Annotated in this window: 13 protein-coding genes; 6 read left to right on the forward strand and 7 right to left on the reverse strand. The window is 68.4% G+C overall.

Annotated elements, in window-relative coordinates:
• Positions 1-6: 6 nt before the first annotated feature.
• Entirely contained in the window at positions 7-1,452 is a 1,446-nt protein-coding gene (locus tag ACOMD9_RS13660; RefSeq protein WP_421415825.1) for an NAD-dependent succinate-semialdehyde dehydrogenase, read from the reverse strand.
• Between the two features lie 226 nt (positions 1,453-1,678).
• Here ACOMD9_RS13660 and ACOMD9_RS13665 point away from each other — a divergent pair, with 226 nt between their 5' ends.
• Together ACOMD9_RS13665 and ACOMD9_RS13670 are read left to right on the forward strand one after the other, a co-directional pair.
• Positions 1,679-4,144 carry a DUF1266 domain-containing protein gene (locus tag ACOMD9_RS13665; RefSeq protein WP_421415827.1) on the forward strand — a complete coding sequence of 822 codons (2,466 nt, stop codon included), beginning with the start codon at positions 1,679-1,681 and terminating at the stop codon, positions 4,142-4,144.
• Between the two features lie 263 nt (positions 4,145-4,407).
• Positions 4,408-5,034: a C40 family peptidase gene (locus ACOMD9_RS13670; protein ID WP_421415828.1), complete on the forward strand. Its 627-nt coding sequence runs from the start codon at positions 4,408-4,410 to the stop codon at positions 5,032-5,034.
• 3 nt (positions 5,035-5,037) lie between these two features.
• Here ACOMD9_RS13670 and ACOMD9_RS13675 read toward each other — a convergent pair whose 3' ends face one another.
• Positions 5,038-5,925, reverse strand: coding sequence for a LysR family transcriptional regulator (locus ACOMD9_RS13675; RefSeq protein ID WP_421415829.1), 888 nt, complete (start codon positions 5,923-5,925; stop codon positions 5,038-5,040).
• 116 nt (positions 5,926-6,041) lie between these two features.
• Here ACOMD9_RS13675 and ACOMD9_RS13680 point away from each other — a divergent pair, with 116 nt between their 5' ends.
• The gene (locus ACOMD9_RS13680; protein WP_421415831.1) at positions 6,042-7,244 is read left to right on the forward strand and encodes an MFS transporter; all 1,203 of its coding nucleotides are present in this window, start codon (positions 6,042-6,044) and stop codon (positions 7,242-7,244) included.
• Here the strand turns inward: ACOMD9_RS13680 and msrA are convergent.
• The gene (gene msrA, locus ACOMD9_RS13685; RefSeq protein WP_421415834.1) at positions 7,215-7,856 is read right to left on the reverse strand and encodes a peptide-methionine (S)-S-oxide reductase MsrA; all 642 of its coding nucleotides are present in this window, start codon (positions 7,854-7,856) and stop codon (positions 7,215-7,217) included. The two genes, ACOMD9_RS13680 and msrA, sit on opposite strands and share 30 nt — an antisense overlap.
• 168 nt (positions 7,857-8,024) lie before the next feature.
• Here msrA and ACOMD9_RS13690 point away from each other — a divergent pair, with 168 nt between their 5' ends.
• Together ACOMD9_RS13690 and ACOMD9_RS13695 are read left to right on the forward strand one after the other, a co-directional pair.
• The gene (locus ACOMD9_RS13690; RefSeq protein ID WP_421415837.1) at positions 8,025-10,223 is read left to right on the forward strand and encodes an FAD-dependent oxidoreductase; all 2,199 of its coding nucleotides are present in this window, start codon (positions 8,025-8,027) and stop codon (positions 10,221-10,223) included.
• The gene (locus tag ACOMD9_RS13695) at positions 10,216-10,848 is read left to right on the forward strand and encodes a CDP-alcohol phosphatidyltransferase family protein (protein WP_421415840.1); all 633 of its coding nucleotides are present in this window, start codon (positions 10,216-10,218) and stop codon (positions 10,846-10,848) included. The genes ACOMD9_RS13690 and ACOMD9_RS13695 overlap by 8 nt, the downstream gene beginning before the upstream one ends.
• Before the next feature lie 55 nt (positions 10,849-10,903).
• On the opposite strand, the gene ACOMD9_RS13700 is transcribed toward ACOMD9_RS13695, so the two are convergent.
• Entirely contained in the window at positions 10,904-11,386 is a 483-nt protein-coding gene (locus tag ACOMD9_RS13700) for an FKBP-type peptidyl-prolyl cis-trans isomerase (RefSeq protein WP_421415842.1), read from the reverse strand.
• A gap of 222 nt (positions 11,387-11,608) precedes the next feature.
• Between ACOMD9_RS13700 and ACOMD9_RS13705 the strand changes: the two genes are divergently transcribed.
• On the forward strand, positions 11,609-11,890 hold the full coding sequence (locus ACOMD9_RS13705) for a hypothetical protein (RefSeq protein ID WP_421415844.1): 282 nt from the start codon (positions 11,609-11,611) through the stop codon (positions 11,888-11,890).
• A 105-nt stretch (positions 11,891-11,995) separates the two neighbouring features.
• Here the strand turns inward: ACOMD9_RS13705 and ACOMD9_RS13710 are convergent, their stop codons facing one another.
• From ACOMD9_RS13710 to ACOMD9_RS13720, 3 genes are all read right to left on the reverse strand, one after another.
• Positions 11,996-12,463 carry an outer membrane lipoprotein gene (locus ACOMD9_RS13710; RefSeq protein ID WP_421415845.1) on the reverse strand — a complete coding sequence of 156 codons (468 nt, stop codon included), beginning with the start codon at positions 12,461-12,463 and terminating at the stop codon, positions 11,996-11,998.
• A 257-nt stretch (positions 12,464-12,720) separates the two neighbouring features.
• Entirely contained in the window at positions 12,721-14,316 is a 1,596-nt protein-coding gene (locus ACOMD9_RS13715) for an isocitrate lyase (protein WP_421415848.1), read from the reverse strand.
• Positions 14,317-14,645: 329 nt separating this feature from the next.
• Positions 14,646-15,083, reverse strand: coding sequence for a GNAT family N-acetyltransferase (locus tag ACOMD9_RS13720; RefSeq protein WP_421415851.1), 438 nt, complete (start codon positions 15,081-15,083; stop codon positions 14,646-14,648).
• Between the last annotated feature and the right edge of the window lie 14 nt (positions 15,084-15,097).

Consider the following 15,097-nt stretch of genomic DNA (forward strand, 5'->3'; position numbering starts at 1 on the left):
GCGTGTTCAGAGTCCGCCGACACAGACGTATTTTAGTTCAGTGTACTCATCCAGGCCGTGGCGCGATCCTTCGCGTCCCAGCCCCGACTCCTTGACGCCGCCGAAGGGGGCCAGTTCGGTGGACAGGATCCCCTCGTTGACCGCCACCATGCCATACTCCAGGCCTTCCATGACATGCCAGATACGACGGTAGTCGCGGGCATAGAAGTAGGCCGCCAGGCCGAACTCGGTGGCGTTGGCCATGGCGATGGCCTCGTCGACGGTGTCGAAGCGGAACACCGGGGCCAGCGGGCCGAAGGTCTCCTCCGTGGCGACGCGCATCCTGTCGGTGACGTCGGCGATCACCGTGGGCTGGAAGAAGGTGCCGCCCAGCGCATGGGGTGCGCCGCCGCACACCAGGCGGCCACCCTGGTCCAGCGCATCCGCGATGTGCGCCTGGACCTTGTCCACGGCGGCGGCATTGATCAGCGGGCCCTGGGCGACGCCCTCCTCGAGGCCGTTCCCGACCTTCAGTTCGGCCACCCGGGCGGCCAGCTTGTCGAGGAAGGCATCGTAGACGCCGGCCTGCACCAGCAGGCGGTTGGTACACACGCAGGTCTGGCCGGAGTTGCGGTACTTGGAGGCCACGGCACCCTCGACGGCGGCATCCAGGTCGGCATCGTCGAAGACGATGAAGGGGGCGTTGCCGCCCAGCTCCATGGAGGCCTTCTTGACGGTGCCGGCGCACTGGGCCAGCAGCGTCTTGCCCACCGGGGTGGAGCCGGTGAAGGAGATCTTGCGCACCCGCGGGTCGGTGGTCAGCACCTCGCCGATCCCGGCCGGGCGCGAGGCCGTGACCACGTTGATCACCCCGGCGGGGAAGCCGACCTCCTCGGCGAGCCTGGCCAGGGCGAGGGCGGTCAGCGGGGTGGCCTCGGCCGGCTTGATCACCACCGGGCAGCCGGCGGCCAGGGCCGGGGCGCACTTGCGGGTGATCATCGCCAGCGGAAAGTTCCAGGGCGTGATCGCCGCCACCACGCCGATGGGCTCGCGGAACACCAGGATGCGCTTGTCGATGCCGTGGCTCGGCAGGGTCTCGCCGGCCACGCGCTTGGCCTCCTCGGCGTAGTACTCCACGAAGGAGGCGCCATAGCTCACTTCGCCCCGGGACTCGGCCAGCGGCTTGCCCTGTTCCAGGGTCATCAACCGGGCCAGTGGCTCCTGGTTGTCCATGATGGCGTCGAACCAGGCCCGCAGCAGGCCGGTGCGCTCCTTGGCGGTCCTGCACCGCCAGGCCGGCCAGGCGGCGTCGGCGGCGGCGACCGCCTCGCGGGCGGCGTCGGCGTCGAGGTCCGGCACCTCGGCCAGCAGCTCGCCGCTGGCGGGATTGGTGACGGCGAAGCGGCGCGGCCCGTCGCGCCACTGCCCGGCGATATAGGCCTTGTCGATGATCAGTTCGTCTTCCCGGGTCATGTACGCCTCCTGTGGGCGGTGGTCATCATGTTGCACGAGTGTGCATTATTTAAAACGGCTCGCCAAGTCCCTCCTCCGGCCATGCCAGCGGGGGCTAGAGCAGGAGAATCTGGCGATTTCCTGATCCCGGCCCATCGGCCTGGGCGTGGCTTTCCGCTACACTAGTGCGCCGAATTCCCGGCGCGCCCCGCGTGCCGTCCGTCTTCCCTGGATGTCGAGGTGAGCCTTGATCGATACCCTGAATGCCTGGTGGGCCCAGCAGCTGGTGCTGTGTGACTGGGCCTTCGAACCGGACCCGCTGTCGGTGGATGCCGAGGCCGCGGTGTCGCGACTGGTGGCCCTGGGCGTGTCCGATCGTGGCGAGCTGGGCTGGCGCCTGGTGGAGACCCTGGGCGCCGGCGGGGCGGTCGCGGATCCGGCCAGGATGCTGGCCGGCCTGGAGCTGGTGGCCCTGGCCGGCGGTGCCGGCTGGCTCTCCGAGCAGCGCTCGAGGGACTGGGCCCAGCGGCTGGCCGGGGAGATCAGCGCTCACTACTCCAGCCTCGATGCCTGGCTCGAGGCGCTGCTCCGTGCACGCAGTGCCGAGGGCTGGGTGCGCGGCGACGATGGCTTCAGCGAGGCCTGCGAGGCCCTCGCCGCGCTCGAGCACGAGGGCGCTGGCATTACCTGGGAACGGCTCGGCGAGTGGCTGGCCATCCATGACCGGCACCTGACGCTGTGGCCGGAGGCGCAGGAAGCGCGGGTCTGGTGCCTGCGGGCCGGCTTCGCTCCTGTCGTCGAGCTGCCGGCGGGACGGGCCGACTGGGCCGGTGTGGAGGAGTGGCTGGGGGAGGCCTGGCAGGTCAGGGGGCGCGACGATCTGATCCGGTCCCTGCTGTGGCTGGCCGGGCAGGGCGACCGCCAGGGCTGGGACCTGGATGCCTCCCGCCTGCTGGACATGGATGGCGCTGGGCAACACGCCTGGCTGGAACGGCTGGCCGGCTCCGAACGCGCCTACGGACGCGTGCTGCTGGACTTCGTCGGCCATGGCGAGCCACTGGAGTGGGCGGCCTGGGACTGGTTGCGTCTGATCGACCTCGCCTGGGCCGGCGCCTGCCTGGGCTGGCTCGACGAGGACGAATCGCGGGACTTCGCCCTGCACGGGGCGGACCTGGTATTGCACCGCTACAGCGACTGGGCGGCCCTGGCCCGGGCCTACCAGCGTGGCCGCAGCCTGTTCGAGGGGCGCAACCTGCTGCCCGCCCTCGAGGCCGACTGGAAGCTGCTGCTGCAGTCGCCGGTGAGCCCCTGGCGCCCGGCCCTGCAGGGCTTGATTCCCCCCGCTCGGCTCGAGGCATCGCGCGATGCCATTTGCCGCTGGCGGCGGGAGCCGCGCCACTGGGTGCTGGCGCTGGCCTCGGTACGCGAGCCCGAACTCGCCGCTCGCCAGGGGCCGCCGGCACCGGTGGATGCGGCAAGGCGCGACGATGCCCGCCAGTACCTGCGCGACACGCTCGACCTGCATGCCGATGAAGGCGTCGAGGCCCTCTCGCGTTACTGGCTGCCCGCCCAGGCCCATCACCTCAATCAGCTGGCCGCCGACGCTGCCCACGGGGCCCTGCCCGCCGCCGAGACCCCCTTCGGCCACCCCGCATCGGACGACCTCGCCCAGCGCGATGGCCTGCGCCGGGCGAGCCGTCACTCCGCCACCATCCATATGGCCGAGAAGTACGCCTTCTACCTGCAGATGGCCATGGACAGCGAGGCCTTCGATGCCGCCGGGCTCGAGGCCTTGGCCGAGGCGCTGCAGGGGTCGCTGTGCCGCTTCTATCCCGATGCCCGCCGCCTGCTGGACGCCTGGGCGAGCTGGGAGTCGCTGCTGCCCGAGGAACAGCAGCCGCCATTGACCGGCGAGATTCGCTGGCACCTGGAGGATCCCGGCAGCCCCTTCCACTGGCTCGACTGGCGCGCCGGGGAGTGGCAGGAGCCGGGCCGGCGGCCCAGCCTGCCCCACTTCACCGCGATGGCCCTGGTCGGCCCGCTCAACGGTCCCGCCTGGAGCCTGCCGCAGCCGGAGAGCGAGCGCGAGTGCGCCGCGATCCGTGACTGGGTCGATGGCCACTATGGCCTGCATGCGGCGGCCGAGCTTGCCGAGTTCCTCGACTTCCTGCTCGAGGCCGGCGATCGCCAGGAGTACCAGATCAACTACGCTCCCTATACCCTCAACGATGCTCGCCTGGGCTCGGAGATCGCCACCCTGGAATCCGGCGAGTGCAGCGAGGAGGAGCGCAGCCACCTGTTACGGCTGCAACGGGTGCGCGATAACGAGGATGGCTGCAACGACACCGACCTGGCGGCCTGGGACATCGCCCAGGCCGTCGACCTGGCCATCGCCGGGCGCCAGTTGGGCTGGCTCGAGGCGTCGGCCTTCGCCCGCATCCTCGAGCGTGCCCACGCCCTCGCGGCGGCGCATTATGCCGGCTGGGAGGAGTATGCCCGGGGCCTGTATGCCGGCTTCTCCTTCTTCATGGGGGAGACGCCGGAACGCGAGAGTTTCCTGGCCGGCTTCCGCCAGGCGCTGGTGGCCTGGCTGGCCGGGGCGCCACCGCTGGCCGGTCCCTGGGCGAGCCTCGATTTCCCCGGCGCCCGGCCACGCCACTGGGCGCCGCTGCATATCGATACCCTGCCGGGGGACAGCCGGACGCTCCACTGAGCGCTTCCGGAGGTGTCGGGTGCCGTCGGCACCACATGGGGCTCGCCATGAGCCGGAAGGCTGGTTTATAGTCATCGGGTTTGATGATGGGGCGCCTCCCCGGCGGGGCCCCAGCCACTCAGCGAGCCGCAGGCCGGCCGCTCTGGCAGTGATACCGACGAGGGCGTCAGGCGTCACTCCCACAGCGACAACCCGGTGGCCCGGAACAGCCCAGCGGCTGTTGCCCGGGACGGGTGCGGCTCAGGGAATGAGGTCGTCGCAGGATGGTCGTCACGCGGTCGTGTCGTAGCCTGTTGGTCATCGTCTCGCTGGTCCTGTCGGCCGGTTGTGCCGCCCCTTCGCGGGACACCGCGCCCCAGGCGCCCGACGACTACTTCGCTCGCCAGCTACCGGGGCTGCCCGGGGGCTGGGACCCGATGATGTCCCCGGTGGACAATCCCGTTCGCCAGGTACGCAGCCTGCATGCCCCGCCACCGGTACTGGTTCGCCAGGCCCTGCTGGCCCAGCACGAGCGCTGGGTGGGCACTCCCTATCGCCTGGGAGGCAGCGGCGAGAGTGGCATCGACTGTTCGGCGCTGGTCCAGCATGTCTTCAATGATACCTTCCGCCTGGCACTGCCGCGCTCGACCGGCGAGCAGGTCCACGAAGGCACGTCCATACCGCGCGACGAGCTGCAGGCCGGTGACCTGGTCTTCTTCCGTCCGCCGGGCGCCTATGACCATGTCGGCATCTACGTCGGCGACGGTTACTTCCTCCATGCCTCCACGTCGCAGGGGGTGAAGCTCTCGAAACTCGACAATGGCTACTGGCGCCGCCACTACTGGCAGGCCCGGCGTGCGCTGGAACCGACCCGGCTGGCACAGCGCGTCGTGGCCTCCGGCGAGGGTTGAGGGTCAGAGCACCTCGCGGTGAGCCATGACGAAGTCCACGAAGGCCTGCTCGGCGCGGGACAGGTAGGCGCCGCGGGCCCAGGCCAGCGACAGGTCCAGCCAGGCCGGCGGGTCGAACGAGACGGCGGCCAGCTCCGGTTCGTCCACCACGCGACGCAGGAAGGTGGTGATGCCGAAGCCCTGGCGCACGATCGCCTTGGTCAGCGGGATCAGGTTCGACTGGAAGGCGATGTCCGCGGTGTGCCCGGTCTGTCGTGACAGGGCATCGACGAACTCGCGATGGAAGTAGCCGTCCTGGAACAGCACCAGCGGCTCACGGAAGAACGCCTCTGCCGTCACCCTCCGGCACCCGGCGAAGGGGTGCCCCTGTGGCACACAGACCACCATCTCCTCGCGGATCAGCGGCCGTCGCTCCAGGTGGTGGCTCGCCTCGTCGTCGATCACCACCCCCAGGTCCAGTTCGCCGTCGGCGATCATGCGCTGCAGCCGCCGGGCACCGGCCTCCACCACCGTCAGGCGAATCCCGGGGTGACGGGCCTTGAACCCCATCAGCAGGGGCGGGAAGTAGTAGGAGCCGAGCATCGAGGGAATGCCGATGCGCAGCTCCCCCTTGACCAGGCCGTGCAACTCGCGCATGGCCAGATGGGTGGCCTCGGCCCGGTCCAGCAGCTCCCGGGCGTGCTGGCGCAGGCTCTCGCCCTCCGGCGTCAGGCTGATGCGCCGCTCATGGCGCTGGAAGAGGGTCAGCTCCAGGCGCTTCTCCAGGTTGGCGATGGTCTGGCTCACCGCCGACTGGGCCACGTGCAGCTCCCGTGCCGCGGCGCTGAAGCCACCCCGGTCGGCCACGGTCAGGAAGACCCGCAGGGCACGCAGGTCGAAGGGCAGGCTCATCGGTACTCCAGGGGATGGATGCTGGCCATAAGCAATTCAGATCGTTCGTATCTGGATATTCTGTTTGGCTTATCATTGTGCGCGGGGGATCATGCCTTGCCAAGCTGGAGGGCAACATGATCGAAGTGCATTCCCGCGCCTGGTGGCGCGCCACCCTGGCCCTGTGTCTGGGGTCCTTCCTCGTCTTCATCAATCTCTATGCGCCCCAGCCGCTGCTGCCGGAGCTGCGCGCCGACCATGGGGTATCCACCCTGGCGGCGGGACTGGTGATGTCGGTGGCGACGCTGTCGCTGGCGGTCTCGTTGCTGGTCTTCGGCCCGTTGTCGGATGCCATCGGCCGCGCCGGCATCATGCGACTGACGCTGCTGGCGGCGGGCGCGCTCTCGCTGGCCCTGGCGCTGGCGCCGAACTTCGAGAGCCTGCTGCTGCTGAGGGCCGTGCAGGGGTTCGTGCTGGGCGGGCTGCCCGCGGTGGCCATCGCCTGGATGGGTGACGAGTTCGAGCGTCCGGCGCTGCTCTCGGCGGTGGGAATCTACATCAGCGGCAACACCCTGGGCGGCATCAGCGGCAGGGTCATCGGCGGGGCCGTGGCCGAGGTGGGGGGAGCCCCGGCCAGCTTCCTGGTGGTGGGCGCCATGACGCTGGTAGGCGTGGTCCTGTTCTGGAAGCTGCTGCCGCCCGCCCGGGCCTTCAGCCCGCGGCGCTTCGAGCTGCGGGGTGCCCTGGCCGACCTGGCCGGCCACCTGCGCAACCCGCTGCTGCTGTCGGCCTACCTGCTCGGCGGTCTCAACTTCCTCATCTTCATCAACCAGTACAGCTACATCACCTTTCGCCTGGCCGATGCCCCCTTCGGGCTGGGGGCGAGCCTGCTGGGACTGATCTTCCTCACCTACCTGGGTGGCACCTTCGGTTCGATGCTCTCCGGTCGGCTGGCCCGTTCGCTGTCGCAGCCGGCCTGCATGATGATCGGCATCCTGATCCTGATGGCCGGCACCCTGGTGACCCTGGCCGGGGCGCTGTCGCTGATCATCGTCGGCCTTACCATCAATGCCTTCGGCTTCTTCCTGGCCCACTCCATGGCCTCGAGCTGGGTGGGGCGCCACGCCGAGCGGGCCCGGGGCAGCGCCTCGGCACTCTACCTGGTGTTCTACTACAGCGGTGCCAGCCTCGGGGGCTTCTGGCTCGAGCCCTTCTGGCAGCTGGCCGCCTGGCCCGGGGTCGCACTCGGCTCCTGGCTGGTGCTGGGGGGCACCCTGGGCATCGCCGCCTGGCTGTGGCAGCGCGAGCGTTCAGCGGGCTGTCGCCAGGTCGCCGGCTAGGCCGCCGGCCTCGTCGCCCCAGACCTCCTTGAGCCGCTCCTCGCGGCGACAGGCCGACTTGTAGAAGTTGTAGCGTACCGGGTTCTTGCGATAGTAGCCCTGGTGGTACTCCTCGGCCGGGTAGAAGGCCTCGAAGTCATTGATCTCGGTGGCGATCTCGCGGCCGAAGCGTTCGGCCAAGGCCTCCCGGCCGGCTTCGGCCAGCTCGCGTTCCGCGTCGTTCATGGGAAAGATCGCGCTGCGGTAGGGTTCGCCGGCATCGCAGAACTGGCGATTCACGGCGAAGGGGTCGATGTTGCGCCAGAAGACGTGCAGCAGCGACCGATAGTCGACCACCTCGGGATCGTACTCCACCTTCACCACTTCGGCGTGACCGGTTCCTCCGGCCACCACCTGGTTGTAGCTGGGATTCTCGACATGGCCGCCGCTGAAGCCCGAGGTGGTGGCGATCACCCCGTCGACCGGGTCGAAGGCCTCCTCGACGCACCAGAAGCAGCCGCCGGCGAACACGGCGCTGGCGATGTGTTCATCGGCGACCAGATGGCCGGGAAGCCCGAGTGGAAGGGCGAGCAGGGCGAACCAGCGGATGGGCAGGGCAGCAGGCGTGGGCATCGGGGGTGGCTCCATCATGCAGGGGTGATAGATTGGAGGTTGTCGCATGGCTGGGGTTCCGTACAACACCTGTTTAATCCTGCCCAGGCTGTAAGGAGTCTCGGCCGGCGACGACACAAGGGCGCACTCGTTCGCCACCCGGCTGTGGCCACCACCAGGAGCCTTCCCTTGACACCACGTCGCCTGATACTCGCGGCCGTGATCGCCATGATCGTCGCGGCCTACTTCCTAAGCGGGGCCGACGAGGCCCTGACCCTGCAGAACCTGCAGGCCGAGCAGTCCCGCTTCAGGGACTGGCTGGCCGCGGAGCCGTGGACGGTCGCCGGGGGCTTCTTCCTGATCTACGTGGTCATGGCCGCCGTCTCGCTGCCCGGGGCAACGCTGCTCACGGTACTCGGCGGCGCCCTGTTCGGCTTCGGCTGGGGCCTGCTGATCATCTCCTTCGCGAGTGCCCTGGGGGCCACCCTGGCAGCGCTCGTCGCCCGCACCCTGGCCCGGGCCCCGCTGGAGCGACGCTTCGCCCCCCAGTTCGAGCGCATCAATGCCGGCATCGAGCGCGAGGGGGCCTTCTACCTGTTCACGCTGCGGTTGATTCCGCTCTTCCCCTTCTTCGTGATCAACCTGGTGGTGGGGCTCACGCGGATGCGCCTGGGGACCTTCTACTGGGTCAGCCAGGTCGGCATGCTGCCCGGGACGGCGGTGTTCGTGAACGCGGGCCGCGAGCTCGGCAACCTCACGTCGCTCTCGGGCATCCTGTCCCCGGGGCTGATCGGCTCCTTCGTCCTGATCGGGCTCTTCCCCTGGCTGGCGCGTGGCCTGGTGGCAGTGGCCAAGCGGCGGCGCCTGGCCAGGCGGCATCATCGGCCCACCCGTTTCGACCACGATATCGTGGTGATCGGCGGGGGCTCCGCGGGCCTGGTGGCGAGCTACATCGCCGCGGCGGTGAGGGCGAAGGTGGCGCTGGTGGAGCGTGACCGCCTGGGCGGCGACTGCCTCAATACCGGCTGCGTACCCTCCAAGGCCCTGATTCGTGCTGCGCGTCTGGTCAGCGAGATCCGCGGGGCCTCTCGCTACGGTGTCACGGCCGGCGAGCCCCGGGTGGACTTTCCCGCCGTGATGGGCCATGTCCACCGGGCGATCCGCGATGTCGAACCCCACGACAGCCGCGAGCGCTACGAGGGGCTCGGCGTCGAGGTCATCGCCGGTGACGCCTGCCTCGAGGACCCCTGGCGGGTACGTGTCGGCGAGCGGCTGCTGACCACCCGCCACGTGATCATCGCCAGCGGGGCGCGGCCGCGGATGCCCGACCTGCCCGGGCTCGACGGGATCGAGGTGCTGACCTCGGACAATCTCTGGCAGCTCGAGTCACTCCCCGGGCGCCTGGTGGTGCTGGGCGGTGGCCCCATCGGTTGCGAGCTTGGCCAGAGCTTCGCCCGCCTGGGAAGCCGGGTGGCTCTGGTCGAGATGGGCGGGCAACTGCTGCCCCGGGAGGACCGCGAGGTGGCGGCCGAGGTGGAGGCCCGTTTCCGGGCGGAAGGGGTCGAGCTGCATCTCGCCACTCGGGCCCTGGGTGTGGTGGCCACCGGGCAGGGAGACCATGCTCTGGAGGTAGAGCACCGCGATGCCGCCGGGGAGGCCGTCACGGAGCGGCTGCCCTTCACGCACCTGCTGGTGGCCGTGGGGCGCCAGGCCAATGTCGAGGGCATGGGGCTCGAGGCGCTGGGCGTGGCGACGCGCCACGACGGCACCCTGGCCGTGGACGAGACACTGCAGAGCGTGTTGCCCAACGTCTGGGCCTGCGGCGACGTGGCCGGCCCCTTCCAGCTCACCCATGCCAGCGCGCACCAGGCCTGGCATGCCACCGTCAATGCCCTGTTCGGCGAGCTCAAGCGCTTCCGGGTCAGCTATCGTGCCCTCCCGGCGGTGACCTTCACCGACCCCGAGGTGGCCCGGGTGGGACTCAACGAGCGCGAGGCCCGGGAGAGGGGCGTGGAGGTCGAGGTGACGCGCTTCGATCTCGCCGAGCTGGACCGGGCCATTGCCGAAGGCGAGACCGACGGCTTCGTCAAGGTCCTCACGCCGCCCGGCAAGGACCGGATCCTCGGCGCCACGATCGTCGGTCACGGGGCAGGCGAGATGCTCGCCGAGTTCACCCTGGCCATGACCCGCGGCATCGGGCTGAACAAGCTCCTCGGGACCATCCATGCCTACCCGACCCGCAGCGAGGCGGTGAAGGCCGCGGCGGGCGTCTGGAAGAATGCCCACAAGCCGGAACGGCTGCTGGGGTGGCTGGCGCGCTATTTCAACTGGCGGCGGGAGGGGAAGCGCCGTGAGTCGGCAGGATCGACGAGGCGCCAGAATGCTTGATCGCTGGACCATGCCGTTGACCCAGCCGTCGCTGACCTGGCTGGCCAGGCGATTGCATGCCGGGGGGATTCGCCCCGACCAGGTGACGGTGGCGGCCTTCCTGGTGGGCATGCTGGCCCTGCCGCTGCTGGCGCTGGAGTGGTACCTGCCGGCACTGGTGGCCATCCTGGTCAATCGGCTGGGCGATGGCATCGATGGTGCCCTGGCCAGGCTGGCGGGCCGGGCCAGCGATGCCGGAGGCTTCCTCGACATCGGACTGGACTTCGTCTTCTACGCGGCCGTGGTGCTCGGCTTCGCCCTGGCCGCTCCCGGCGCCAATGCGCTGGCGGCGGTCTTCCTGCTGTTCGCCTTCATCGGCACCGGCACCTCCTTCCTGGCCTTTGCCATCATGGCCACCCGCCATGGTCTCACGCGGCCGCGTTTCCAGCAGAAGGCCTTCTACTACCTGCACGGGCTGACCGAGGGGACCGAAACGATCCTGGCCTTCGTGGCATTCTGCCTCTGGCCGGCACAATTCCCGCTGCTCGCGGTGCTCTTCGCCCTGGCCTGCCTGGTCACCGCCGCCACCCGCCTGTGGGGCGGCTACCATACCCTGCGTGCCTTCGAGCGGTCGCCGTCCCGGTGAAACGAAAAAGGGGCAGCCACCGGCTGCCCCTTTCCCGATCGACCGTTGGCCGCGTTCAGTGCTCGACGCCACCGGCGCCATGCACATGACCGTGCTCGATCTCTTCCTGGCTGGCCTCGCGTACCTCGGCAATCTCGACGTCGAAGTTCAGGGTCTGGCCGGCCAGCGGGTGATTGCCGTCGACGGTGACGGTGTCGCCTTCCACCTTGGTCACGGTGACCATCAGCGGACCACCCTGGGTCTGGGCCTGGAACTGCATGCCGGGCTCGACGTTGTCGACGCCCTGGAAGGCATCGTACGGCACTTCCTGCACCAGTTGCGGCTGCTGCTCGCCATAGCCTTCGGCGGGCTCCACGGTGGCGGTGAGCTTGTCGCCGGCGGCGCGGCCTTCAAGCTCCTTCTCGAGGCCCGGAATGATGTTGCCGGCGCCGTGGAGGTAGGTCAGCGGCTCGCGGCCTTCCGAGCTGTCCAGCACTTCACCTGCGTCGTTTGTCAGGGTGTAGTGGAACGCGACAACGGAATTCTGCGCAATCTGCATTGATGAACCTTTCGGTGAGTGCATGTAGAAGCCATGGTAACGCGCCGGTCGGGGGGCTGTCAGGGGGATGGGTGAATTTCAGGATGCATGCGTCGATCCTGAGACACATTCACGCCTTGCGGCCCGGCTGACTTTTGGACAGTTGCGTGCCTCCGCGGGCAGGGATACCCTTGCGACACACCCTTATTGCCCACTGCACTCACCCTCTTCCGGAGAACGCCGATGACCATTTTCCTGATCTGGCTGATCGCCTTCGTCGCGATCCTGTTCCTTTGCTACCACCGCTGGGACACCAGCGTCAGCCCCGGTCTCGACAAGGTGCTGCCGGCGGTGATGAAGACCCATGGCGACAACCGTCTGGTATGGAGCCTGGCCCTGGCGGTGCTGGGTGCCACGACCCTGGTTCGTCCGGTGGACATGCTGCTGACCGTGATCGTCATCGCACTGCTGGTGCTGGTCGGCAGGAAACTCGCCGGCTGGGCCATGAACAAGGTCGACATGTAGCCGACCGGTGCCCGGCACCCCGACCATCGAACCAGACAGAGGGCCCGCGGATCACTCCGCGGGCCCTCTGCATGGGCAAGGCACCCTGGTTCTCGAGGGGCTCGTTCAGTAGGGGGCGACGGTCAGGTTGGCCCCGCTGCCGATCAGGCGCACGCGCTGGCCGGTCTGGAACTGACGGTCGGCCTTCTGTACCACGACGATGTTCTGGCCGTCGTCGCGGCGGATCTCCATCTCCCAGGCGGCCACGCGGTTGGCGGACTCCTCGATGTTGCTGCCGGCCACAGCACCACCGATGACACCGGCCGCGGTGGCCAGGTCACGACCGGAGCCGCCACCCACCTGGCGACCCAGCAGGCCGCCGATGACGGCGCCGCCGCCGGTGCCGATGATGCCGCCGGCGCGGCTGTCGGCCTGGATCTGCACCTGGCGCAGGGCGGTGATGGTGCCGAAGGTGACCGTCTGGCCGGTACCTGCCTGGCTGCCGCGATAGACATCGCCGCCATAGGGGGCGGTGTTGGCACAGCCGGCCAGGGTCAGGGCGCTCATGGCCAGAATGGGAAGAAGACGTTTCATGTGTGACCTCCTGGGGGATTCATGCTGGGCGCTCGTCGGGACAGCCCGTCGACATCCTGTCGGGAATCGCAACTGTTACAGAACACCGTTTGCCAATCTACCGAACCGTGACCTGTTTGACCAGTCACCCGAGTATGAGTGCCCACCAGTGTAGCGTGTGAGATGGGCAAACAATGTGAAATCCGGAACGCACAAAAAAGGGGAGGCGTCAGCCTCCCCAAGGGTTCCAGTCATTCTACCGAGACACCATGCGTCGCTCAGCCGAACTGGTTCATGGTGTTGTCCTTGCCGCCGGCCTTGAGGGCCGCCTCGCCGTGGAAGAACTCCTTGTGGTCGTCACCGATGTTGGAGCCGGCCATGTCCTGGTGCTTCACGGTGGCGATGCCCTCGCGGATCTCGCGGCGCTGCACGCCCGCCACGTAGGCCAGCATGCCCTCGTCGCCGAAGTAGCCCTTGGCCAGGTTGTCGGTGGACAGCGCCGCCGTGTGGTAGGTCGGCAGAGTGATCAGGTGGTGGAAGATGCCGGCCTCGCGGGAGGCGTCGCGCTGGAAGTTGCGGGTCCACTCGTCGGCCACGGCCGCCAGTTCGCTGTCGTCGTACTCCGGGCTCATCAGCTTGGCGCGGTCGTAGGCGGAGACGTCCTTGCCTTCGACCTCCCAGGCGTCGAACACCTGCTGGCGGAAGTTGAGGGTCCAGTTGAAGGAGGGCGAGTTGTTGTAGACCAGCTTGGCGTCCGGGCAGACCTCGCGAATGCGATCCACCATGCCCTTGATCTGGCCGATATGGGGCTTCTCGGTCTCGATCCACAGCAGGTCCGCACCGTTCTGCAGGCTGGTGATGCAGTCGAGCACCACGCGGTCCTCGCCGGTGCCCGGCTTGAACTCGTAGAGGCCGGAGGCCAGGCGCTTGACCTTGACCAGCTTGCCTTCCTGCTTGATGACCACGTCGCCGTTGTCGATGTCGGAGGCGGAGGTGATCTCCTCGCCGTCGAGGAAGCTGTTGTACTGGTCGCCCAGGTCGCCCGGCTCGTTGGTCACGGCGATCTTCTGGGTCAGGCCGGCGCCCAGGGAGTCGGTGCGGGCGACGATGACGCCATCGTCGACGCCCAGCTCCAGGAAGGCGTAGCGCACGGCGTTGATCTTGGCCAGGAAGTCCTCGTGGGGCACGGTGACCTTGCCGGCCTGGTGGCCGCACTGCTTCTCGTCGGAGACCTGGTTCTCGATCTGGATGCAGCAGGCACCGGCCTCGATCATCTTCTTGGCCAGCAGGTAGGTGGCCTCGGCGTTGCCGAAACCGGCGTCGATGTCGGCGATGATCGGCACCACGTGGGTCTCGTGGTTGTCGATCTTCGTGATCAGCTCCTCGGCGCGGGCGCTGTCACCGGCCTTGTTGGCCTCTTCCAGGTCGCGGAACAGGTGGTTGAGCTCCCAGGCGTCGGCCTGGCGCAGGAAGGTGTAGAGCTCCTCGATCAGGCCCGGCACGGTGGTCTTCTCGTGCATGGACTGGTCGGGCAGCGGGCCGAACTCGGAGCGCAGGGCGGCGACCATCCAGCCGGAGAGGTAGAGGTAGCGGCGCCGGGTGCTGCCGAAGTGCTTCTTGATGGAGATCATCTTCTGCTGGCCGATGAAACCGTGCCAGCAGCCCAGCGACTGGGTGTACTGGGCCGTGTCGGCGTCATAGGCGGCCATGTCGTCGCGCATGATCCTGGCGGTGTACCTGGCGATGTCCAGGCCGGTCTTGAAGCGGTTCTGGGCACGCATGCGGGCGACGTTCTCGGGGCTGATGTCGGCCCACTTGCCCTGCATGGCCTCGCGCAGTTGAGTCAGTGCCTTGATATCGTCTTTGTATGACATGGAACCATCCTCCCTCGGGTCTGTTCGATTGCTTGCCGGTGGCCGTCTATGCTGCACCTGCGAAGTAAGCTCAGGTTCGTCCATCGCTGGAAGCTTGTCTCTGCTGCCTTGGTCGAACCCTGGCGGATTTGAAACGATTGTATGAGTCCCCCTTTCGGGAATCACCAAACAGTCGTTTTTGTTGATCGCCTTGGCAAGCACTATGGCCCATGGCTGCGGGCTTCAACAATGGTCTCTTTGGGGGAGGAGGCGTTGTAACCCGACTACAAGACGGCGTCGGGATACCTTGATCCTGTAGTCATTTTTCGTTTGAGGTCGGGCGGGTGGGGTCAGTCGTCGGTCAGTGGCAGGGACATGTTGCGATGCGGAATTCCGGCGTCCATGAAGGCGTCACCGAAGGCCGTGAAGCCGAGTCGTGCGTAGAAGGCCAGGGCGTGGGTCTGGGCGGCGAGCTCCACGGTGGCGTGGCCGTCGCGGCGGGCGGCCTCGATGGCGGCCGCCATCAGGGCCGCGCCGATGCCTTGGCCGCGGGCCTCGGCCAGCACGGCGACCCGGCCGATATGGGCGTCGGGCAGCAGCCGTGCGGTACCCACCGGCGCGCCGTCGAGCAGGGCCAGGAAGTGGCGGCAGTCACCGTCGCGGCCGTCCCACTCCTCCTCGAGGGGCACGCGCTGCTCCTCGATAAAGACCACCCGGCGTATCTCACCGGCAGCCTCGCCGAGCGCCTCCCAGTCACCCTCGTGGATCTCCAGCTCGGTTTTCGCCATCTCTCACCTCTCTG

It is taken from the genome of Halomonas terrestris (genome assembly GCF_049166755.1).
Classification (GTDB): Bacteria; Pseudomonadota; Gammaproteobacteria; order Pseudomonadales; family Halomonadaceae; genus Halomonas.